Here is a 21,681-nt window from a genome sequence, read left to right as displayed (position 1 = left end):
GCGAACAGCCGGACGCCGCTGGGTACGATCCGGCTGGGTCAAGCGATGCTGCCGGGGGATGGCCATGGGTGCTGATGCATTGCCGGGCTGGTTGGAGCGGGGCATGGCCGATCTCTTCCCCACCGGGGCTGAGGACAACCCCGATCAGCGTCTGACGGCCCGGCTGGCGGAAGCGGAGCGCAGCGGCCGCCCCCTGCGGGTCAAGCTCGGCATCGACCCCACCGGCACCGACATCCATCTGGGGCACGCGATCCTGTTCCGCAAGCTGCGGGCCTTTCAGGACGCGGGCCACACCGCAGTGCTGATCATCGGTGATTTCACCGCCCGCATCGGCGATCCCACCGGCAAGAACGCCACAAGGGTGCAGCTCGGCGCCGCTGCGGTGGAGGCCAATGCCGCCACCTACCTGGCCCAGCTGGGTGAGGGGCTGCCGAAGGAGCGGGCCCTGCTGGATTTCGAAACCCCCGGCCGACTCGAAGTGCGCCGCAACAGCGAGTGGCTCTCAAGCCTCGATCTGCCCAGGGTGATCGAGTTGCTGGGCACCGCCACCGTGGGTCAGATGCTGGCCAAGGACGATTTCTCCAGGCGCTACGGCGGCGGCCTGCCGATCTCCCTGCACGAGTTCCTCTACCCCTTGCTGCAGGGCTACGACTCGGTGGCGGTGCGCTCCGACCTGGAGCTGGGCGGCACCGACCAGAAGTTCAACGTGGCGATGGGCCGGGATCTGCAGCGGCACTTCGGCCAGAAGCCCCAGTTCGCCCTGCTGATGCCGATCCTGCCGGGGCTCGATGGTGTGGCGAAGATGAGCAAGAGCCTGGGCAACACCTTGGGTCTGCGGGAAGATCCGCTCTCCACCTATTCGAAGCTCGAAAAGCTGCCGGACGCGGTGGTGGGCGACTACCTCACCCTGCTCACCGATCTGGAGCCGGTAAGCCTGCCGGCCTCCCCGCGCGAACGTCAGATGGCGATGGCGCTGGAGGTGACCGCCGGGCTGCATGGTGAGGCGGCAGCCCGGGCGGCCCAGCTGGATGCGCGGCAACTGGTGGCGGCGCCCCATGGCAGGGTCGGGATGGCCGGCGCGGCGGGGATTCCAGCGGCACAGGGCGCCCAATCCGTTCCTGAACTGTCTCTGAAGCCCGTGAACTTCCCGGCCAAGGCGTTCTATCTGCTCAGTGCCCTGGGGCTCTGCGTCAGCAGCAGCGAAGCCCGGCGCCAGATTCAGGGGGGTGGCGTGCGCCTGGATGGCGAGAAGCTGGCTGATCCGAACCAGGAGTTCAGCGCCGCCGCAGAGCTGGAAGGAAGAGTGCTGCAACTGGGCAGGAAGACGTTCCGGCGGTTGGTGATCTGATGACCATCTCCCTCAGCCCTGCCGGGCGGATCATCCTGGCGCTCGATCGGCCCGATGCCGCCGCCGCCCTCGAACTGGCCGGCCGGATCCCCGGGTTGCGGCGGGTGAAGGTGGGGCTGGAGCTGTTCACCGCCGCCGGCCCGGCCGTGGTGAGCGCCCTGCGGGAGCGGGGTCTCGGCGTGTTCCTCGATCTCAAGTTCCACGACATCCCCGCCACCATGGCCGGCGCGGTGCGCAGCGCCGCCCGGCTGGGGGCCGAGCTGATCACGGTGCACGCCGCCGCCGGCCATCAGGCCCTGGTGGCGGCCCAGGCGGCGGCGCTGGAGGGGGCCGCCGCCGCTGGTGTGGCGCCGCCAACCCTGCTGGCGGTCACAGTGCTCACCAGCTGGGATCCGGCCTGTTTCGCCGCCGAGCTGGCGATCACCGAGCCGCTGCCCAGCCATGTTCTCCGGCTGGCGGGTCTGGCGGCCTCCGCCGGGATCGGCGGTGCCGTCTGCTCCCCCCTGGAGGTGGCGGCGTTGCGGGCCATCCACCGGGAACCCTTCACCCTGGTGACCCCCGGCATCCGCCCGGCCGGCAGTGGCAGCGGCGATCAGGTGCGGGTGCTCACCCCGGCCGAGGCGATCGCCGCCGGGGCCAGCTTCCTGGTGATCGGTCGGCCGATCAGCGCCGCCGAGGATCCGGCGGCGGCCTTCGAGGCCTGCTGCGCCGAGCTGCAGGCCTGAACCGCCCGGGTAACTGGCTGCGATGCTGGGCTTCATGGTGATGACGCAGGCGGAACCCGTTGATGTCGTGGTGGTGGGAGCTGGCCTGGCGGGGCTGGTGGCGGCGCTGGCCGTGCAGCGGGCCGGCCGCTCGGTGCGCCTGATCGAGGCGGATGCCCGGCTCGGTGGGCGGATGTGCCGGCAGAGCGTGCGGCTCGATGGGGAGCTGACGCCAGGGGGCTGCCCGGACAGCTGGATCGACCTGGGCGGCCAGTGGGTCGGCCCCAGCCAGAGCCGCTTCCTCGCCCTGCTGGATCAGCACGGCATCCGCCGCTTCGACTCTCCCCACGACGGTGAAACGGTGCTGGTGTTCGGCGATTGCCGCTGCACCTTCGCCGGATTCTTCCAGGGTTTCCCCGAAGGCCAGCCGCCGGCCGTGCCAGCCGCCGACTGGGACGATGCCATGGCGGCTCTGGCCCGCTTCCAGGCGCTGGTGGCCCAGTTGCCGGAAGGTCACCCCCACCACCATCCCGCCGCTGCCGAACTGGATCGGCTCAGCTTCCAGGACTGGATCGACGCCCACACCCACACCCCGTTCGCGGCCTGGTATTTCGCCTATTTCTGTCGGGCGGTCGGTTTCCTGGGCCCGGCTGAGCCGGAGCAGGTGTCGCTGCTGCATGTGCTCTGGGGCCAGCGCACCGCTCCCCAGGGCGAGCAGCCGGAGCAGGAGCTGCTGCATGGCGGCGCCGGCCAGCTGCCGGCCCTGCTGGCGGCGCAGCTGGCTGAGGGGGTGGTGCGGCTGGGCGAGCCGGTGCTTGCCGTGCTGCAGCCACCACAGACGTCCGCGGCGGATTGTTTGGTTCGGGTCCAGACCGGCCAGGCGGAGTATCCCTGCCGCGCCGCGATCGTGGCGATGCCGCCGGCGCTGGCGGCGCGGCTCCGTTTCACGCCGGAGCTTCCCGCCGACCGCCAGGAGCTGCAGCAGCAGATGGCGATGGGCGCCTGCGCGAAGCTGCTGATCGTCTATGCCACGCCCTGGTGGCGTGAGCTGGGGCTCTCGGGGATCGCCATCGGCGATCGCCCCTGGGTGGAACTGGTGGCCGACAGCTCCGATCCCGAGACCGGTTGCGGCGCGCTGGCCGCCTTCGTGGTGGGCCACCGCTACCACCGCTGGGCGCCGTTGAGTGAGGCGGAACGGAAGGAGGCGGTGCTGGGCGATCTGGCCGCCTATCTGGGCCCGGCGGCCCTGACGCCTGTGGCCTACGTCGAGAAGGACTGGCCGGCGATGCCGTTCGTGGGTGGCGCCTACGCCGCCTGGATGCCGCCGGGGCTCTGGAGCCGCTGTGGCGATGCCCTGCGCCGGCCCCATGGCCAGGTGTTCTGGGCGGGCACCGAGGTGGCCGAGCGCTGGCCGGGCTTCTTCGATGGGGCGGTGCGCAGCGGTGAGGAGGCCGCAGCGGCGGTGCTGGAGCGGCTGGGCTGATTCGGGCGCAGCCGCTTCCATACTGGAATCCGCCTTCTGTGGCTCCGCAGCTCCGCCGATGCCAAGGATCCTTGCCTGCCTGCTGACCCTGCTGCTCCTGGTCACGGCGCCGTCCGGGGCCCGGGCCGAGGGTGCCCCCTTCTCCCTTCCTCCCCTGCCCTACGGCAACGATGCCCTGGAGCCGGCGATCGACGCCACCACCCTGGCGATTCATCACGACCGCCATCACCAGGCCTATGTGACCAACCTGAACAGCGCCGTGGCAGCGGATCCGTCCTTGCAGGGCCAGGGCCTGGAGGCCCTGCTGAAACGGCCTTCGCGTCGCTCGGCCGCAGTGCGGAACAATGCCGGAGGCCATTGGAACCACAGCTTTTTCTGGGAGTCTCTGGCGCCGCCGGGCCAGGGCGGAGCGCCGTCGCCGGCGTTGCTCGCGGCGATCGATCGGGATTTCGGCTCGTTTGAGCAGTTCCAGGCGGGCTTCAAGGCGGCTGGTCTGCAGCGCTTCGGATCGGGATGGGTGTGGCTGATCGTCAATCCGAAGGGAACGCTTGAGCTGGTGAGCACCGCCAACCAGGACAACCCGCTGATGGATGTCAGTGATCGGCGGGGCATCCCGCTGCTCGGCAACGATGTCTGGGAGCACGCCTACTACCTCCAGTACCAGAACCGCCGCGCCGACTATCTCGAGGCCTGGTGGTCGGTGGTGAACTGGGAGGCGGTGTCGAGGCGCTTCGCGGAGCAGCCGGTCTGATGGGGATGGGCGAGAGCGGCCGTCCAGCGGCATCAGGCGTGATCAAACGGCTCGACCAGGCCCTGTTCGATGCGGTCGCGGACCAGGCCCGTCGATCGCCGCGGCTGCGGTGCAATCACAATTTCCATGCCGAGCCCGAGCCGGTGCAGCGTTTTCTGAATGTGCTGCAGCCCGGCACCTACGTGCGCCCCCACCGCCATCTCCGCCAGGAACCCGGTGCGGCGTTTGAGTGCTTCGTGGTCCTGCAGGGGGCGATCGGCGTGTTGCTGCTCAATGGGGCCGGCGATGTGCTGCTGGGCGAACGGCTTGAGGCGGCCGGTCCGCTGCGGGGCATTGAGCTGGCCGATGGCCAGTTCCACACCCTGGTGGCCCTCCAGCGCGACTCCGTGCTGCTGGAGGTGAAACAGGGCCCCTACATCCCTGCCCAGGACAAGGATTTTCTGCCCTGCTTCCCGGCGGAGGGCAGCCCTGCCGCCGCTGCCCAGGTGCGGGCCTGGACACAGCTGTTCGGCTGAACGGCCCCCTCCGGCCGCCTGGCCGTCAAAGCCCCGCAGACTGTTGGCCCCGGTCGGCGATTCCGCCGCCCTTGAGAGCCCCATGCCAAGCGCCAAGGTCCAGGCCGCCCAGCCCGCCCTGGGCTTCATCCAGCCGGCCTACACGCCCTGGCTGCATCGCCTCTGCCGGCTGGCCCTGCCGGCCGTGCTCGGCTCACGGCGGATCGGCATCGGTGCGGTGAGCGGCGTGGTGGAGCTGGCGGAGTTGTGCGCCGCGGCCCAGAACGGTGAGGTGCGCCTGCTGATCGCCTTCCGGCATCCGAGCACCACGGATCCGCTGGTGATGGCCCAGCTGCTCTGGAAGGAGGTGCCCCGGGCGGCCCGCCGCCATGGCATCCGGCTGGCCCATCCGGTGCACAGCCAGTTCCTCTACGACCGGGGAATCCCCCTCTGGGCCGGTGCCGCCGCCGGCTGGATGCTGGCCAGGCTGGGTGGAGTCCCGATCCAGCGCGGCAGGCTCGACCGCCGGGCCTTGAAGACGGCCCGCCATCTGCTCTGCTCGGGCCCTTTCCCCCTGGCGATCGCGCCGGAGGGGGCCACCAACAACCACGACGAACTGCTGGGCCCCCTGGAGCCTGGCCTGGCCCAGATGGCGTTCTGGTGCTGCGAAGATCTCGTGGCCGAAGGGCGGGAGGAGCGGGTTGTGATCGTGCCGGTCGTGCTGCGCTACAGCCTGCTGCATCGGGACTGGGCACCGATCGACCGGTTGCTCACCGCCCTGGAGGGCGTGCTGGGCATCACGCTCCCCCCTGCCGGGGCGCCGGCCCTTCCCACCGAGGAGGCCGACCACCGCTACGGCCGTCTGCTGCTGATCTCCGGCCGCTTGCTCACCCAGCTGGAACACTTCTACCGGCTGGGCAGGGGCGAGGAGCCTGGGCTGACCCCCGGCGATCCCGCCCTCTCGGCCCGCCTGAGCAGGCTCCAGGCAACGGCCCTTGCGGCAGCGGAATCCCACTTCGATCTGCAGCCGAGGGGCACGATCCTGGAGCGCTGCCGCCGGATCGAGCAGGCCGGTTGGCAGGCGATCTACCGCGACGACCTGGCCGCCTGCGCCCCCCTTGAGCGCAGCCTGGCCGACTGGTGTGCCGTCGAAGCGGCCCGCCACCTCGACCACATGCGCCTGGTCGAGTACTTCGCCTCGATGGGAGATGCCTATGTGGCCGAAAAGCCCAGCGTCGATCGCTACCTTGAGGTTCTGCTGATCCTGTGGGATGCGATCGCCTGGATCCGGGGCCGGCGGGGCGAGCGGCCGCCGGCCCCGGCGGCGCGGCAGGTGAGGATCATCGTCGGGGATCCGATCGAAGCCGGCCCACGCTTGGCCGACTACCGCCGCGATCGCCGCCTCGCGGTGGATCAGCTGACCGACGTGCTCCGCGCCAGCCTGGAGGCGGCGATGCTCGATTGAGCCAGGCAGGGCCCTGCCGCTTCAGGCGGCCAGCGACCGCAGCGGCACCAGCTGGCCATAGAGCGCTTCGAGAGCCTCGATGTTGCGGGTGAGGGTGTATCTCTCCAGCACCCTGGTCCTGGCCCGGCGCCCCAGTTCGGCGCTGAGCACCGGTTGATCCCGCAGCACCGGCAGCAGGGTGCGCAGCTGGGTGGTGACCCCCTGGGTGCTGATCACGATCCCGGCGCCACCTTCCAGAACCTCCCCGTCGGCGCCGGCATCGGTGGCCACACAGGCGGTTCCGCAGGCCATCGCCTCCAGCAAGGCCAGCGACAGCCCCTCCACCAGGGAGGGCAGCAGGAACACCTCGGCAACCTGGAGCAGGGCCACCCGCATCGCCTGGTCGGCTTCGTATCCCCACCAGGCCACATCCGGGTCGTCACCACTGGCCATCAGGGAGCCGCGCAGGGGACCGTCTCCGACGATCAGCAACAGGCAATGGCGGGGCCGCACCAGCCGCCAGGCCTTGAGCAGGGCCTCCACGTTCTTCTCGGTGGCCAGCCTGCCCATGTACAGGAACACGCGCCGACCCTGGAAGCGCAGGCGCAGCTGGGCCAGCTCCCCCGTCCCCCCATGGGCCGGGGCGGGCTGCCAGCGGTCGGTGTCCACCCCGTTCGGGATCACGGCCAGGCGCTCCTCCCGCACCCCCAGCCTGGCCAGCACCTCCGCCTGCCGCTCGGAGAACACGATCACCCGGTCAAAACGGGCCAGGGTCGGTGCGTACAGCTGATAGGTGAGCTGCTGGGTGCCGGCGGTGAGGTTGCGCAGGCTCGCGTCAAAGGCCGGATGGAAGGTGGCCACCAGCGGCACACCCAGGTGCTGGCAGAGATCGGGCAGGCGGAAATCCAGCGGCGACAGGGTGAGGCTGGCGTGGACCAGATCGGGCTTGAGCTGCTCCAGCGATTCCCGCAGCTCCCGCTGCGCCCCGGGCGAGGGAATGGTGTACACCTGCGACTTGACCAGATAGGGCAGGGCCACTTCACGGCTGCCATCTCCAGGTGGCCCGACACCCCTGGCGGATCTCAGGGCTGCCGCCGCGCTCTGCCTGCCATCGGGGTTGAGGGTGTCCCAACCGAGGCCAAGGCCCGTGGAGGGGGTGTCGAAATGGATGAAGCTGATCCGATGACCCCGCTCCCGGAGCCGCTCAGTGGTGGACAAGCCATAGGAGACATTGCCGCAAAACGGAGATTTCTTGCCCAGCCAGGCGATATGGGCCACCTGCCGCCGTTCTTCCGATGAAGAAGATTAGCAGCGCCGCCAGGGACGCTCCAGCAGGGCGGCCACAAAGGCGATGGCGGCCAGGATCCACAGCACCGGCAGCAAGCCGTAGCGGCTCACCACCGTTCCGGCCAGCACCAGCGGCAGGCTGAGGGCGATGTTGATCAGGTTGTTCTGCAGGCCGAACACCTTGCCGCGCATCGGCTCGGGCGTGTCTTCCTGGATGGTGGTCTGGGCTGGGATCGCCAGCAGTGAGGCCCCGATCCCCAGCAGCGTGCAGAGGCCAAGCGTGAAGATCAGGTTGCCGCGCACCTGGCCCAGCAGCACCAGGCTGAAGGCGATCGTGGCCAGGCCCGTCGAGGCCATCACCCGGCGGCTGACGCCATGGCCGAGCTGGGCGACGGCAAGGGCTCCGGTTGCCATGCCCAGACCGCTCATCGCCAGCAGGGTGCCGAACTGGGTGGGTCCAAGGCCCTCGATTGCGCCGGCCAGGCTGATCGCCAGGACATAGAGCGCCGCCAGAATGCTGTAGAGCAGCACCAGGTGCAGCATGGCGCTGCGCACGCTGGTGCGTTCCCGCAGCACCTGGATGCCTTCGGCGATTTCACTCCAGACGCTGGTGCCTTCGGCTTGGCGCGGTTCCTCACGCATCGGAATCGTGCTGATGATGAAGGCCGCCAGGCCGTAGCAGAGCGGCAGCAACAGGAACTCTCCTCCTTTGAAACCCACTTCCGCCAGGCCGTTGCGCAACAGCCTCAGCACCGGATCGCCGAGGGCGAAGCCCACGATCGTGGCCCCCATGCTGGTGGCCTGATAGAGCGAATTCGCCGCCAGCAGCCGCGTGCGCGGCACCAGCAGCGGGATGGCCGCCTGCTCGGCCGGGGCGAAGAACTGGGTGAGCACCGACTCCAGGAAGGTCATCACCACCAGCCACCAGTAGCCCCAGCTCAGGCCGAGCCAGTAGGGCCCTGGCACCAGGGCCAGCGGGGCCAGCGTCACCAGGCCGGCCCGGAGGGCATTGGAGGCCACCATCACCTGCCGCTTGGGCCAGCGATCGGCCCATACCCCGGCCACCGTGCCGAGGAACATGGCCGGCAGGGTGTTCGCCACGTAGATCCCGGTGGCCAGCAGGGTGATCATCTGGGTCCGGGTCTCCAGATCCAGTCGCAGGCTGGCCGCCGCCTCGGCCAGGGCGCCGTTGTCCTGGGGGGTGTCCGTCACCCAGTACTGGGCGATCAGGAACACCATCAGCACGATGTAGAACTTGTCGGCCAGCTGGGAAAAGATCTGCCCCAGCCACAGCCTGCGGAAGCTGGGCAGGGCAAGCACGGCCTCGATCCCCTCCTGCCTGGGCGGCACGGCCTCGGCGGGAGCGGGCGGGGGTGTGGGTCGGGAGAGTCCGCTCAAGGTGTCAGCCGTTCGGCGGCAATGATGACCCAGAGCCCAGCGTCAGTCGCGTGGCGGGCTCGAAACAGCCGCGCAGCAGTGCGGGAGAGCGGCAGCGGCGGCCGAGATGCTCCCCGCACCAGACTTCCACCAGTTGAAGCAGACGCAGCCAAACCAGCACCGGTCCGATCAGGGTTCCATCCTGGCGGCGCGGCAGACCAGGCCGGGGCAGGCGCTGCAGCAGGGCGAGTTCCGAGGCGTTGAGCACCAGCACAGCCCCCGCTTCGGCCCCAACCACCAGCCCCTCGCTGGGCAGGAGGCTGCAGCGCCAGGCGCCGTTGCCGAGGGGGGGATCAAGCGCCAGGCCGCTGCGGGCGCAGCTCTGCAGCGGCAGGCCGTAGCCGCCCAGGGCAAGCAGGTGGACGCAGCCCTGCACCGCCACCGCCAGGGCCTCCAGGTTGTCCTGCCGGCCCTGCACCACCAGCTCCAGGCGACCCAGCTGCATCACGAGATCATCGAGGATTCCGGCCACCCCATCGCCGCTGGGCACCAGCAGCAGGGCGAGCTCGCTGAGGGTCTGGGCCGCGGCAAGGGTTTCCAGCCGTTGGGCCAGGTGGCTGAAGCTGCGCAGCACCTTGAGCTGCCGGACCCGCCGCAGGCCGCTGCCGCCACTCACCTGCAGCTGCAGCAACGACAGCGGCACCGCCGCCGCCAGGCTGCTGCGGGGCCTTCGGGCACCGGGAACGGCCAGCCGGGTCAGGCCCTCAGCATCACTGAGCAGGGTGAGCAGCCGATCGTTCTCACCCAGGGCGCCGCACTTGAGCGAAAGCCCTTCGAGCCGCCCATCCGGGCTCACGCCGGCACACCGCCGGACTCACGGCCGGCGGGGGGGCGCCGCATGGCCTCGATCAGGGCCACCCCGCGGCTGGTGCCCAGCCGGCTGGCGCCCGCCTCCACCAGGGCGAAGGCCTGCTCCAGGTTGGTGATCCCGCCGGACGCCTTGATGCCGGCCCGTCCCCTGGCCAGTTCCCGCAGCAGGCTCACCTGCTCCACCGTGGCCGCCGGACCGAAGCCGCTGCCGGTCTTGAGAAAGGCGGCTCCGGCATCGATCGAGGCCTCCACCAGCAACTGCAAGGCCTCGGGGCCGAGCCGCCCCGCCTCAAGGATCACCTTCACCGGCAGACCCAGCGCCACGATCGAGCCGATCTCGTCGTAGACGGCGCTGCCGTTGCCATCGGCGAGGGCACCGAAATCAGGCACCATGTCGAGCTCATCGGCGCCGGCTTCGGCAGCCGCCTCAGCCTCGGCCTGCTTGACCCGGCTGGGCACGGCGCCGAACGGGAAAGCCACCACTCCGATCAGTTTCACCCGGGTGTCGCTGCCGAGCCGCTCCCGGGCCACGGTCAGCCAGCGGGAGGCCACGCAGACGCCGGCGAAACCGAAATGCCTGGCCTGGTCACAACAGATTTCAATCGCTGCTTGACCCTGGTGAGGGTCGAGCAGGGCGTGGTCGATCAAGGGGGCAAGGTCGGGGCGATCGCGGGCCAACGGTTCAGGACTCCCGGGCTTGGATCACGCCGTAGCCGCCGTGGTTGCGGTGATACACCACCTGGATGCCGCCGCTCTGCCGGTCCCGGAAGACATAGAAGTCATGGTCGATCACTTCCAGTTGATCAAGGGCTTCCTGCAGGGACATCTCCGGCATGGCGTAGTACTTGCGCCGCACCGCGGGAGCCGGCAGGGCAGGCTCGCGACCGCCGATCAGATCGCCGGGCAGCTCCGTTGCTGCGGCTGCCTCCAGGGAGTCCGGTCCGTCCTCCTGCTGTCCCACCGGGCGATCGCCGGCGAACAGCTCACCGCCATGGTGCTCGGTGAGGCGCTCCTTGTAGCGCTTCAGCTGGCGGCTGAGCTTGCCGGCCACCATGTCGATGCTGGCGTAAAGGTTTTCGCTGCGTTCCTGGGCCCGGATCACCGTGCCGTTGGCGAACACCGTCACTTCGGCGGTCTGCTGGGTCACCCGTGGATTGCGGGCGACGGAGAGGTGGACATCGGCCTCCTTGACCAGCCCCTCGAAATGGCTGATCGCCCGGCTTAACTTGGATTCGGTGTAATCGCGAATGGCCTGGGTGACGTCGAGATTGCGCCCGTGGATCAGTAGCTTCATCGAACACCTCTGCGGGAGAGACGGCTGCAACGCCGGCAGCAGGATCGAAGCGTTGCTTCAACGATTCGATCGTTTTCATCGTACGAAGACCGGCCGATGAATCCTGGCCTCGATGCAATCCTTTTTGTTCCGGATGCCCCTGTACCGTTCGCACGGGCCTGGCGTTGGCAGCGGTTGCTGCAGGAGCGCCTGCTGGCCGATTCCCGGGGCCCGGAAGCCCTGCTGATCCTCCAGCACCCCAGGTGTTACACCCTGGGCCGCGGCGCCAGCGAGGCCCATCTGGGTTTCGATCCGCTCGCCCCCCCCGCCCCCCTGTTCCGGATCGATCGGGGTGGCGAAGTCACCCATCACCTGCCCGGTCAGCTGGTGGCCTATCCCGTGCTCAACCTGCAACGCCATGGCGCCGATCTGCACCTCTATCTCCGCCAGCTGGAGGGGGCTGTGCTCGATGTGCTCGGCCAGCTCGGTCTGGCCGGCGAACGCATCGATGGCCTGACCGGAGTCTGGCTGGAGGGCCGCAAACTGGCGGCGATCGGCGTGGGGGCGAGGCGCTGGATCAGTCAGCACGGCCTGGCCCTCAATGTGAACTGTGACCTCTCCGGTTTCGCCGCCATCGTTCCCTGTGGCCTGGCTGATCGAGCCGTCGGCCGACTGTGCGACTGGTTGCCGGGCCTGGGCATCGACCAGGTGCAGCCGCTGTTGAGGGAGGCCATCGCCACCCGGTTCGGGTTGACGCTCCGCCCACCGGTTGGCACGGAGAGGCTCTGGGGGTGATAAGGCTGGGGCCAGTTCAGCTGGAAAGCACCGTGACCGGGAAGGCGGAGATTCACTGGCAGGCCGATCAACGCGACAGGCTCGCTCTGGCTGAGGCCACCGACTGGAGTGAGCTGGTGGGCCTGGAGCAGCTCTGGCCCGCCCTGGCCAGGCGCTACGGCGAGGCACCCGCCCTGGAAGCGCCCCATGCCAGTCCGCCTGAAACCCTCAGCTTCCAGCAGCTCGACGCAGCGATCAGCACGGCTGCCAGCGCCTTCGCGGCACTTGGCGTGCGGTCTGGTGATGTGGTGGCCCTGTTCGCGGAAAACTCCCCCCGCTGGCTGGTGGCTGACCAGGGCCTGATGCGAGCCGGTGCCGCCGATGCGGTGCGGGGGAGCAGCGCACCGCTCGATGAGCTCCGCTACATCCTCGAAGACTCAGGCGCGATCGGCCTGGTGCTGGAGTCGAAAGCCCTGTTGCAGCGGCTCGAGCTCAGCGACCCCCAGCTGGAACGGCTTCGCTTCGTGCTCGTTCTCGACGATGGCCCGGCCGAGCTCACCCCAGCCACCGCCCCTCCAGCCACCACCACCCCGGTCAGCGCCTTGCTGGACTGGGCCGCGTTCCGGCAACGGGGGCTGGCGGCGCCGCTCCCTCCGCCACCTTCGGGAGGGGCACAGCGGCTGGCCACGCTGCTTTACACATCCGGCACCACCGGCCGCCCCAAGGGGGTGCCGCTCAGCCACGCCAATCTTCTCCACCAGCTCGCCACCCTCGGCGTGGCGGTCTCGCCCCGACCGGGCGATCGGGCCCTCAGCGTGCTGCCGATCTGGCACGCCTATGAGCGCACCGCCGAATACTTCCTGCTCTCCTGCGGCTGCCAGCAGGCCTACACCACCCTGAAGCACCTCCGCACCGACCTTCAGCGGGTGAGGCCCCAGTACATGATCAGCGTGCCCCGCCTCTGGGAGGCGCTGCTGGCCGGATTCGAGGATGCGCTGGTGGCCATGCCGGCCTCGCGCCGTCGGCTGATCGAGCGGGCCCTCGGTCTGAGCCGATTCCATGCCCTGCAACGTCGCCGTGCCCTGGACCTCACCCTGCAGCCCGAACCAGCGCCGCAGCGCCTGCTGGCGGCCTGCCTGGTGGTGGTCAGCTGGCCCCTGCATGCCCTCGCTTCGCGGCTGCTCTGGCCGAAGGTGCGCCAGCAGCTGGTGGGGGGGGTGATGCGCACGGCGATCAGTGGTGGCGGCGCCCTGGCTCTCCATGTGGATGGCTTCTTCGAGGCGATCGGCATCGAGCTGCTGGTGGGCTACGGACTCACCGAAACCAGTCCGGTGCTCACCTGTCGCCGCCGTTGGCACAACCGCCGCGGCAGTGCCGGTCAGCCCCTGCCGGGAACGGCGCTGCGGATCGTTGATGCCGAGAGCGGTGCGCTGCTGGCCCTGGGCGAACGGGGCCGGGTGCTGGGCCGCGGGCCCCAGGTGATGGCGGGCTACTTCGGCAAGCCCGAAGCCACCGCCGCCGTGCTGGATGGTGCCGGTTGGTTCGATACCGGCGACCTGGGCCACCTGATGGCCGATGGCACCCTGGTGCTCACCGGCCGGGCCAAGGACACCATCGTGCTCAGCAGTGGCGAGAACATCGAGCCCGGCCCCCTGGAGGAGGCCCTGGTCGCCCATCCGCGGGTGGAGCAGGTGATGCTGGTCGGCCAGGACCGCCGCCAGCTGGCGGCTCTGGTTGTGCCCAGGGGGGAGAGTTTCGATCGCGAGGAGCTGCGGACCCTCAAGGGTGCGTTCAACCGGCTGCTGGCTGCCCGTCCCGGATCCCGCCCCGATGAACGATTGGCCGGCGTGGCGGGGGTGGAGCCGTTCACGATCGAGAATGGCCTGCTCACCCAGACGCTCAAGCAGCGCCGTGATCGGATCACCAGCCGGGATGCGGCGGCGATCGAGGCCATCTACCGCAGTTGACCCCTGGTCGCCGGGCTGACAGCCTGAACGTTCTTACAGGCATGTCATGTCCGAGGGCCAAACGCTGACGATCAAACGCACGATCACGGTGCGGGCCGTGGTGACTCCCCGCTGGAAGGAGGATGCCGAGCGCGAACTGAGCGCTGCGGTGAGCAACTCCGACCAGCAGCTCGCCCAGCTCGAGCAGGAGGGCCAGCAGCTGGTCGATGAAATCCGCAGCCAGAGCTTCAATCCGCTCGATCCGCGGGTGCAGGAGCAGGTGGGCTCGGTGCAGCAGCAGGTGGCGGCCAAGCGGGCCGAACTGGAGGAGCAGAAGCGCACCCTCCTGGAGCAGCAACGTCAGGTGCGGGAACTGGATTTCGAGCAGGTCGTCGACCAGGGCCAGATCGAGGGTGCCTGCAAGGTGAAGGTGGGGGACAACCTGGTTCAGAAGCTGCAGGTGGCCGTTCTGGTTCGCGACGGGGTGATCGAAGCGATCGAGGGGGGCTGAGTCCTGGCGGGGCACCCTTAAAATGCCGGTGCTCGCTGCCCCTTTGGATCAAGATTTTGGCGACCCACGACATCTTCATGCCCGCCCTCAGCTCCACCATGACGGAGGGGAAGATCGTCGAGTGGCTCAAGAAACCCGGCGATCCGGTCGCCCGCGGTGAGTCGGTGCTGGTGGTGGAGTCGGACAAGGCGGACATGGACGTGGAGGCCTTCCAGGCAGGCTTCCTCGCCGCCGTGCTGATGCCGGCGGGGCAAACGGCACCGGTGGGCGAAACAATCGGTCTGATCGTCGAAACCGAGGCCGAGATCGCCGCCGCTCAGGCCAGTGCCCCGAGCGCCCCCACGGCCGCCCCTGCCATTCCGGTCGCTGTCGCTGTCCCGGTAGCAGCGGCAGTTGCAGCGCCGGCTCCGCCCCCTGTCCCCGCCCCAGCGGCGGTTGCAGCGGTTGCTCCGCCGGCGGTGCCTTCCCCGCCCCCCGCAGCGGGCCGGCTGGTGGCCACCCCACGGGCCCGCAAACTGGCCACGCAGCTCGGGGTGGCGCTGGAATCCCTGCGGGGCAGCGGACCCCATGGCCGCATTCAGGCCGAAGATGTCGAGCTGGCCAGCGGCCAGTCCGTGAGCGTGCCGCGGGTGGCCGAAGGCACCGCGGCCTTTGCACCGGCTGCCGCCGCCGCCGCTGGCAACGGGGCCGCCCGGGCCGCCGCCCCGGCCGCCGCCTCTGGCCAGGCCTTCGGGCGCCCTGGCGACACCGTGGCCTTCAACACCCTGCAGCAGGCGGTCAACCGCAACATGAACGCCAGCCTCGGCGTTCCCTGTTTCCACGTCGGCTACACGATCACCACCGACAGGCTTGATGCCCTCTACAAGACGGTCAAGGGCAAGGGGGTCACGATGACCGCCCTGCTGGCCAAGGCGGTCGGTGTCGTGCTGGCCAGGCACCCCCAGGTGAATGTGGCCTTCACCGAAGCCGGCATGGCCTATCCCGACCGGGTGAACGTGGCGGTGGCGGTGGCCATGGACGACGGTGGCCTGCTCACCCCCGTGCTGGTCGATGCCGACAAGACCGATCTCTATTCGCTCTCCCGCAGCTGGGCCGACCTGGTCGCCCGTTCCCGCACCAAGCAGCTCAAGCCGGACGAATACAGCACCGGCACCTTCACCCTCTCCAACCTCGGCATGTTCGGGGTCGATCGCTTCGATGCGATCCTGCCGCCGGGTACCGGCGCCATTCTGGCGGTGGCCGCTTCCCGTCCCACCGTGGTGGCCGGAGCGGATGGCTCGATTGCCGTGAAGCGGCAGATGCAGGTGAACCTCACGGCCGATCACCGCGTGATCTACGGCGCCCACGGGGCGGCCTTCCTCAAGGATCTGGCTGCCCTGATCGAAACCAACCCCGAAAGCCTGGCCCTCTGAGGTGAAGGGGGTCGAGTCCGAAGGCGCGGTTCACCCGGACCTGCTGCTCTCCAGCTATGAGTTCGTGCTGCCGGAAGCCTGCATCGCCCAGCGGCCGGTGGAACCCCGTCATGCGGCCCGCCTGCTGGCCGTTGATGCCGATTCCGCCTGCCGGCACCTGACGGTCTGGGACCTCCAGAACGAGCTTCTGCCGGGGGATCTGCTGGTGGTCAACGACACCCGGGTGCTCAAGGCACGGCTGGCCGCTCGCCGGGCCAGCGGCGGGGCGGTGGAAGTGCTGCTGCTGGATCCCCTCGGTGACGGCTGCTGGCGTGCCCTGGCCCGGCCCGCCCGGCGACTGAAGCCAGGCGAATGGCTCCAGCTCGAAGCGCCCGACCAGCCGGCCCTGGCCGTGGAGGTGGTGGCTCTGGAGCGGGAGGCCGGCACCCTGGTGATTCGCTTCCCCGCCGATCGGGATACGGCTGCGGCGATCGAGGGGTTGCTGGATCGTTACGGGGAGATGCCGTTGCCCCCCTACATCCATCAGCACGAGCCGAGCGACGATGAGCGCTATCAGACCCGCTTCGCCGATCGGCCCGGTGCGGTGGCGGCACCGACGGCCGGTCTGCACTTCAGTGATGCCCTGCTGGCGGCCCTGGCCGAGCGGGGTGTGACGATCGCCCGGATCACCCTGCACGTCGGCCTGGGCACCTTCCGGCCGGTTGAGCGTGAAGATCTCTCGGGGCTGGAACTGCACAGCGAGTGGGTGGAGCTGAACGCCACCGCGGTGGAGGCCGTGGCGGCCTGCCGCCGCCGGGGTGGCCGGGTGATCGCGATCGGCACCACCAGCGTGCGCTCCCTGGAAGGGGTGGCTGCCCTCCATGACGGTCAGCTGGTTCCTTATCGCGGACCGGTGAATCTGGTGATCCAGCCCGGTTTTCGCTTTCAGGTGGTGCAGGGGTTGTTGACCAACTTCCACCTGCCGCGCAGCTCGCTGCTGCTGTTGGTGAGCGCCCTGGTGGGCCGTGAGCGGCTCCTGGAGCTGTACGGCACGGCGATCAAGGCGGGCTACCGCTTCTTTTCCTACGGAGACGCGATGTGGATCCCGCCAGCTGCGGTTCTGGAGAGCGCCCGGCCGACAGCGGCGGAGCCCTCAACGCAGGCGCCGCCGCAATCAATCACCGGCTGATCGCTCAGGCCGCCGCCAGGTTGGCAGCGACAAAGTCCCAGTTGACCAGCTTGTCGAGGAAGGTGGTCATGTAATCGGGACGCCGGTTCTGGTAATCCAGGTAGTAGGCATGCTCCCAGACATCCATGGTGAGCAGGGCCGTCTGGCCATGGGCCAGGGGGAGATCCGCGTTGGCGGTCTTGGTGATCTTGAGGGTGCCACCATCCAGCACCAGCCAGGCCCAGCCACTGCCGAACTGGGTGGCTCCCGCCGCCTTGAACTGCTCCACGAAGGCTGCATAGCTGCCGAAATCTGCGGCGATCTTCTCGGCCAGGGCTCCAGCGGGGGCGCCGCCACCACCGGCCTTCATTCCCTGCCAGTAGAAGGTGTGATTCCAGACCTGGGCAGCGTTGTTGAAGATGCCGGCCTTGCCGGCATCACCGGCCACCGCCACGATCACCTCTTCGAGGCTCTTGGTTTCGAGGTCGGTGCCTTCCAGCATCTTGTTGAGATTGGTCACGTAGCCGGCATGGTGCTTGCCGTGGTGGAACTCCAGGGTCTGGCGGGAGATGTGGGGTTCAAGCGCTTCGAGGGCATAGGGAAGCGCGGGCAGCTGGTGGGTCATGGGGAATCAGGAAGGTTGACGGAGATGCGCTGGTGACGAATACGCCGACTGGCCGGCCATGGTGAATCGGCCGGCAAGCCGCTCAGCCCTGTGACAATTGTAACAATGGCTTCGTAGACGTGGCTGCGTAGACGTGGCTGTTCAGCCGCCGATGCCGAGCAGCTCCACCTCGAAGATCAGGGTGGCATTGGCGGGAATCACGCCACCGGCGCCCCGCTCGCCATAGGCCAGATCGGGCGGGATCACCAGCTTGCGCTTGCCTCCCACCTTCATGCCGGCCACCCCTTCATCCCAGCCCTTGATCACCCGACCAGCGCCGAGGGGGAAGCTGAACGGACCGCGTCCATAGCTGCTGTCGAACTCCTTCCCACTGGTGAGAGTGCCTCTGTAGTTGACCTGCACGGTTTGCCCGGCGCCGGCTTCAGGGCCCTCACCAACCAGAAGATCGGTGATGCGCAGGCCGCTGGCGGTGGTGCGTTCCGGGGAGGCGGTGAGTTCACCTCCGAGGGCACCCGCCCCGGCCTGGGCGAGGGTGTTGCTGTCGGAAACGATCGGGTCGGGAGCCATCGCGAACAGGGTGGGATTGGGGTCGTCGGGGTCGAGCTCGAAGCGGTTGTCCGCGGCCTGGCTGACGGCGGGCCGGGCAGCGGGGATGGGGGCAGCCGCCGCGATCGGGCTGGCCGCCTCCACGCCGCTCGGGGCGATCAGCTGGCTGAACAGGGCCACAAGCAGACAGGCCACGCAGACGGTGGCACTGATCAGGATTTCGCGCATGACGCGGCGGCCGCCACAGAGACATTCAATTCTGCCAGGCGCCGCTTCGCCCCCAGCCGCCCGCCAGGGGTCAGTCCGGGACGTTCTCCGATTCCCGCCTGGAGCGGAGCAGCTGTTCGAGTCGGTCGATGCGTCCACGCAGTTCATCGATCTCCTTCTGCCGCGCCAGGCCCACGTCCTGAAGGAAGTGGTCGATGTTGCGCTCCATCTGGCGGCTGGCCTGCTTTTCCAGCTCGGGGTTGTCACCCCGCAGGGCCCGCATGACATCGTCCACCAGGGCGGTGGCCTGGCCAGGGTCGAGCTGGCCGCTCCTCACCCAGTCCTGGGTCACACTGCGCAGGCGATCCGCCACCAGGGAACTGGTGCCGAGTCCTCGGAGCAGAAGCTGTTGCAGCAGGTTGTCCCTGTCCATGGCGATGTGTTGGTGCTCGTTCTGATCATGGTCATCGGTTTGGCTCCAGGTCATGGGCGATGACCGCCAACCCGGCTGGGTGGTCTCCACACCCGTGGCAGCTCTGGCCGGTGGGCTGGCCGGCCTGAGCCTCGCGCCGCTCGGCTGGCCGCCCGTGCTCTGGCTGGCTCTGGTGCCGCTCTGGGCCCAGACCCAGCGTCAGTGGGCTCGCCACCGGGTTGCTGGAATCGGCGCCAGCCTCCGGGCGGCGGCGCTGTGGGGTGGCTGCGGGGTGCTGGTCAGCCATCGCTGGCTGCTCTGGCTCCATCCTCTCGACTGGTTGGGGGTTCCGCTGCCGCTGAGTTTGCCGATCTGTCTGCTGCTCTGGCTGGCCTGCGGCCTGGCGGCCGGATTGCTGGTGGCCCTCTGGTGCGGTCTGGCGCGCTGGCTGGGGCCGTCTCGCTGGAGCACGGCTCTGCTGCTGGCGGGGTTGTGGGGGCTGGCTGAGGTGCTGCTGGCCCGCAGCCCCCTCTTCTGGCTGGGGCTGGGCGCGGCCCCGCTGCCAGGGGACCGGGCCCTGGCGGGGCTGGCGGCCATCGGCGGCAGTGGGATGGTGGCGGCGGCCCAGTTGATGCTCGGCTGGTGGCTCTGGCGAGCCCTCGGCGCCCCGCCGGCGCGACGGCAGCGCTGGTGGCTGGGCTTGATCGCCGTGGGGGTGGCGCTGCATCTGCTGGGCTGGAGCCAGCTCAGAGTGTCCCGGGCAGAGCGCGGCGAGCCGGTGGAGGTGTTGGTGCTGCAGCCGGCGGTGCCCACCCGGGAGAAGTTCGCGCCCAGCCAGCAACAGCGCCTGCTGCAGCGGCTGGCTGCGGCCCGGCGGGAGGCGGCCCGGCTCGGGGTTGACAGCCTGCTGCTGCCGGAGGGTTCCCTGCTCCGGGGCCAGGCGCTGCCTGGCCCGGAGCCGGTGGAGGTGATCGCCGGTGGCTTTCGCCTTGAGCGGGAGGAGCTGCGCAGCAGCGTGCTCCGGTTCGAGCCTGGGCAGCTGAACCCCTCCGGCTGGATCGACAAGCACCGGCTGGTGCCGCTGGGGGAATGGGTGCCGCTGGCCGGACTCTGGCGCTGGAGCGGTCTGTCCGCCGTCGGCGGTGTGGAGCCCGGCGATCCCTCCCGGCTGCTGCAGCGGCCGGCTGGGGCCATCGGCGTGGCGATCTGCTACGAGATTTCCGATGGCCAGGCACTGGCGGCAGCCAGCCGCGGTGGTGCCGGCTGGTTGCTGGCGGCGGCCAATCTCGATCCCTACCCCGCCCTGCTTCAGCACCAGTTCACGGCGCTCAGCCAGTTACGGGCGATCGAAACGGGTCGCTGGCTGGTCAGTGCCGCCAACACCGGCCCCAGCCTGGTGATCAACAGCCAGGGGGTGGTGATGCAGCGTCTCCCCGCCAATCGAGCGGCGACAGCCCGGTTCAGGCTCGAAGCGCTGAGCCGGCTGACGATGTATGCCCGTTGGGGGGAGCTGCCCCTGGGGCTGCTGCTGCTTCTGGCGGCCTCGGCCTCGGCCCTCAGCTCTGGGCGCATCAGCCGACAGCCAGGCGGCGAAACGGGGGCAGAGCAGGAGCTCCGGCCATGAAAAAACCCCGCGTCAGCGGGGTTTGGGGAGAAACCACAGGGGTGTGGATGCTGGTTGGCAGCTCAGTAGCGGCTGCGGCCACCGCCGCCACCGCCATAACCGCCGCCGCCACCACCACCGCCGCCGCCGTAGCCGCCGCCACCACCGCCGCCGCCGTAGCCGCCACCGCCGCCACCACGGTTACCGCCGCCGCCACCGCCGCCACGGGGCTCGGCTTTGTTGACGCGGATCATCCTGTTCATCCATTCGACGTTCTGGAGATCGTCGATGGCTTTCTGTTCTTCGGCATCATTGGCCAGTTCGACAAAGGCAAAACCGCGCTTGCGGCCGGTTTCCCGGTCGAGCGGCAGGCTGCACTGACGAACTTCTCCGTATTGACTGAAAAGGTCACGGAGATCCTCCTGTTCGGCGTCGAACGAAAGGTTGCCTACGTAGATTGTCATGTAACTGGGAAAAACTTGAACTGATCCGTCGAGGGCTCTAGCCCAGTTGTGAGCTAGCCAGAGATCTATGAACCTTGATCACCCTACATCCCACCGGCGGCCGAATCCGCTCCCCAGTCCCATTCGAATCCGATCTTCACCCGGTCTTTACCGAAGTCTGGCTTCCATGTCACATCGTGATCAACTGTTGCGTGAACTGGACCAGCCTGGTCAAGGCGGCGATCGCCGGGTCGAAACCCTGATTCAGGCCCTTGAGCAGGAGGAGCCGGCCGATCTCGAGCGGCAGCGGGCGCTGCTGGAGGGGGTATGGGAACTGCGCTGGAGCAGCAGCCGTCTGCCCTATCTCCTGGTGGCGCCCTGGCTGGAGAATCTGCAGATCCTCCTGCCGGAGCAGGGGCGCGGCATGAATCTGCTGCGTCCGGCCGGTCCGCTCGGGGCCCTGGCCGCCATCAGCATCGAAGCCAGCCTTGCGGTGGTGGGTCCCCAGCGTGTCAGCGTCGCGTTTGAGCAGGGTGGCTGGCTGGGTCCTCGCTTCGGTGAGCAGCGGCTGCGGTTGTTCCGGGCCGTTCGCCAGCCCTATCCCGCCTGGCTCGACATCACGGTTCTCGACCAGGACCTCCGCATCTGCCGTGGCAATGCCGGCACCGTCTTCGTCCTGAAGCGACGGACCGATCTGCGTCCCGGCGATTTCCTGTCTGTGGCCTGAGCCTGCCTGGACCTCCTGAGTGGTGCGTGGCACCTTGTGGCGATGAGCCGATTCCCCGACTTGCCTCCCGAGGTGGTTCTGATGGAACCGATGAGCTTCGATGAGGTGATGGCGGCCGTCCATGCCGTGCGGGAACGCAAGACGGTGTTGCTCAACCTCAGCTCGATGCCCCCGGAGGAGGCCCAGCGCTCCGCCGATTTCGTGGCCGGCGGCGTTTTCGCCCTCGACGGTCAACAGGAGCGGCTCGGGGAGCTGGTCTTCCTGTTCGCTCCCTTCGGAGTGGAAATCACCCGGGAT

General features: G+C 69.1%; 22 protein-coding genes and 1 pseudogene. 14 read left to right on the top strand and 9 right to left on the bottom strand.

From position 1 onward, the window contains the following. The first annotated feature begins 58 nt into the window (after positions 1–58). The 6 genes from tyrS to KQ307_RS01850 all read left to right on the top strand — a co-directional run bounded on the left by tyrS (position 59) and on the right by KQ307_RS01850 (position 6,245). On the top strand, positions 59–1,348 hold the full coding sequence (tyrS, locus tag KQ307_RS01875; RefSeq protein ID WP_259726758.1) for a tyrosine--tRNA ligase: 1,290 nt from the start codon (positions 59–61) through the stop codon (positions 1,346–1,348). Then, complete coding sequence (gene pyrF, locus KQ307_RS01870; RefSeq protein WP_259702111.1) at positions 1,348–2,073, top strand: orotidine-5'-phosphate decarboxylase; 726 nt, start codon at positions 1,348–1,350, stop codon at positions 2,071–2,073. Before tyrS ends, pyrF begins: the two co-directional genes overlap by 1 nt. 40 nt (positions 2,074–2,113) lie before the next feature. Next, entirely contained in the window at positions 2,114–3,535 is a 1,422-nt protein-coding gene (locus KQ307_RS01865) for an FAD-dependent oxidoreductase (protein WP_259726757.1), read from the top strand. 58 nt (positions 3,536–3,593) lie between these two features. Next, positions 3,594–4,286 carry a superoxide dismutase gene (locus KQ307_RS01860; protein WP_259726756.1) on the top strand — a complete coding sequence of 231 codons (693 nt, stop codon included), beginning with the start codon at positions 3,594–3,596 and terminating at the stop codon, positions 4,284–4,286. A gap of 5 nt (positions 4,287–4,291) precedes the next feature. Further along, the gene (locus tag KQ307_RS01855; protein ID WP_259702113.1) at positions 4,292–4,801 is read left to right on the top strand and encodes a WbuC family cupin fold metalloprotein; all 510 of its coding nucleotides are present in this window, start codon (positions 4,292–4,294) and stop codon (positions 4,799–4,801) included. An 82-nt stretch (positions 4,802–4,883) separates the two neighbouring features. Beyond that, on the top strand, positions 4,884–6,245 hold the full coding sequence (locus KQ307_RS01850) for a 1-acyl-sn-glycerol-3-phosphate acyltransferase (RefSeq protein WP_259726755.1): 1,362 nt from the start codon (positions 4,884–4,886) through the stop codon (positions 6,243–6,245). A 21-nt stretch (positions 6,246–6,266) separates the two neighbouring features. Here the strand turns inward: KQ307_RS01850 and KQ307_RS01845 are convergent, their stop codons facing one another. Genes KQ307_RS01845 through hpf form a run of 5 tightly spaced genes read right to left on the bottom strand, consistent with a single transcriptional unit; the run spans position 6,267 to position 11,052 of the window. After that, a complete protein-coding gene (locus KQ307_RS01845) occupies positions 6,267–7,502 on the bottom strand; it encodes a glycosyltransferase family 4 protein (protein ID WP_259702115.1) in 1,236 nt (411 codons plus the stop codon). A 27-nt stretch (positions 7,503–7,529) separates the two neighbouring features. Further along, a complete protein-coding gene (locus KQ307_RS01840; RefSeq protein ID WP_259702116.1) occupies positions 7,530–8,909 on the bottom strand; it encodes an MFS transporter in 1,380 nt (459 codons plus the stop codon). A 4-nt stretch (positions 8,910–8,913) separates the two neighbouring features. Next, entirely contained in the window at positions 8,914–9,744 is an 831-nt protein-coding gene (recO, locus tag KQ307_RS01835) for a DNA repair protein RecO (RefSeq protein ID WP_259702117.1), read from the bottom strand. Next, the gene (gene deoC / locus KQ307_RS01830; RefSeq protein ID WP_259702118.1) at positions 9,741–10,436 is read right to left on the bottom strand and encodes a deoxyribose-phosphate aldolase; all 696 of its coding nucleotides are present in this window, start codon (positions 10,434–10,436) and stop codon (positions 9,741–9,743) included. Before deoC ends, recO begins: the two co-directional genes overlap by 4 nt. 4 nt (positions 10,437–10,440) lie before the next feature. Further along, positions 10,441–11,052, bottom strand: a complete 612-nt coding sequence (gene hpf, locus KQ307_RS01825; protein WP_259726754.1) for a ribosome hibernation-promoting factor, HPF/YfiA family — start codon at positions 11,050–11,052, stop codon at positions 10,441–10,443. A gap of 96 nt (positions 11,053–11,148) precedes the next feature. Between hpf and lipB the strand changes: the two genes are divergently transcribed. The 5 genes from lipB to queA are packed head-to-tail and all read left to right on the top strand — an operon-like array spanning position 11,149 to position 16,842. Then, complete coding sequence (lipB, locus tag KQ307_RS01820) at positions 11,149–11,826, top strand: lipoyl(octanoyl) transferase LipB (RefSeq protein WP_259702120.1); 678 nt, start codon at positions 11,149–11,151, stop codon at positions 11,824–11,826. Positions 11,827–11,858: 32 nt separating this feature from the next. Next, a complete protein-coding gene (locus KQ307_RS01815) occupies positions 11,859–13,772 on the top strand; it encodes an AMP-binding protein (protein WP_259726753.1) in 1,914 nt (637 codons plus the stop codon). 46 nt (positions 13,773–13,818) lie between these two features. Next, positions 13,819–14,262, top strand: a complete 444-nt coding sequence (locus KQ307_RS01810; RefSeq protein WP_259702122.1) for a YlqD family protein — start codon at positions 13,819–13,821, stop codon at positions 14,260–14,262. A gap of 56 nt (positions 14,263–14,318) precedes the next feature. Continuing rightward, on the top strand, positions 14,319–15,674 hold the full coding sequence (locus KQ307_RS01805; RefSeq protein WP_259726752.1) for a dihydrolipoamide acetyltransferase family protein: 1,356 nt from the start codon (positions 14,319–14,321) through the stop codon (positions 15,672–15,674). Position 15,675: 1 nt separating this feature from the next. Continuing rightward, positions 15,676–16,842 carry a tRNA preQ1(34) S-adenosylmethionine ribosyltransferase-isomerase QueA gene (gene queA / locus KQ307_RS01800; RefSeq protein WP_259726751.1) on the top strand — a complete coding sequence of 389 codons (1,167 nt, stop codon included), beginning with the start codon at positions 15,676–15,678 and terminating at the stop codon, positions 16,840–16,842. Positions 16,843–16,846: 4 nt separating this feature from the next. On the opposite strand, the gene KQ307_RS01795 is transcribed toward queA, so the two are convergent. From KQ307_RS01795 to KQ307_RS01785, 3 genes are all read right to left on the bottom strand, one after another. Continuing rightward, positions 16,847–17,446, bottom strand: coding sequence for a superoxide dismutase (locus tag KQ307_RS01795; RefSeq protein WP_259726750.1), 600 nt, complete (start codon positions 17,444–17,446; stop codon positions 16,847–16,849). A 141-nt stretch (positions 17,447–17,587) separates the two neighbouring features. Further along, the gene (locus KQ307_RS01790) at positions 17,588–18,220 is read right to left on the bottom strand and encodes an FKBP-type peptidyl-prolyl cis-trans isomerase (protein ID WP_259702126.1); all 633 of its coding nucleotides are present in this window, start codon (positions 18,218–18,220) and stop codon (positions 17,588–17,590) included. A gap of 70 nt (positions 18,221–18,290) precedes the next feature. After that, on the bottom strand, positions 18,291–18,632 hold the full coding sequence (locus KQ307_RS01785; RefSeq protein ID WP_259702201.1) for a phasin family protein: 342 nt from the start codon (positions 18,630–18,632) through the stop codon (positions 18,291–18,293). Between the two features lie 52 nt (positions 18,633–18,684). On the opposite strand from KQ307_RS01785, the gene KQ307_RS01780 reads away from it, so the two are divergent. Further along, complete coding sequence (locus KQ307_RS01780; protein WP_259726749.1) at positions 18,685–20,235, top strand: apolipoprotein N-acyltransferase; 1,551 nt, start codon at positions 18,685–18,687, stop codon at positions 20,233–20,235. A gap of 62 nt (positions 20,236–20,297) precedes the next feature. Here the strand turns inward: KQ307_RS01780 and KQ307_RS01775 are convergent, their stop codons facing one another. Beyond that, positions 20,298–20,678 (bottom strand): RNA-binding protein, encoded by a 381-nt coding sequence (locus KQ307_RS01775; protein ID WP_259726748.1) that lies wholly within the window; start codon positions 20,676–20,678, stop codon positions 20,298–20,300. Positions 20,679–20,844: 166 nt separating this feature from the next. On the opposite strand from KQ307_RS01775, the gene KQ307_RS01770 reads away from it, so the two are divergent. Further along, entirely contained in the window at positions 20,845–21,384 is a 540-nt protein-coding gene (locus KQ307_RS01770) for a PAP/fibrillin family protein (RefSeq protein ID WP_259702129.1), read from the top strand. 69 nt (positions 21,385–21,453) lie between these two features. Then, positions 21,454–21,675, top strand: a pseudogene (locus KQ307_RS01765) (cell division protein SepF); the annotation flags it as partial. Between the last annotated feature and the right edge of the window lie 6 nt (positions 21,676–21,681).

This window comes from Synechococcus sp. CS-1326 (assembly GCF_025128115.1).
In the GTDB taxonomy this organism is placed as follows: Bacteria; Cyanobacteriota; Cyanobacteriia; order PCC-6307; family Cyanobiaceae; genus Regnicoccus.
Note: the sequence above shows the minus strand (reverse complement) of the source record. Positions and strands in the feature narration are given on the sequence as shown.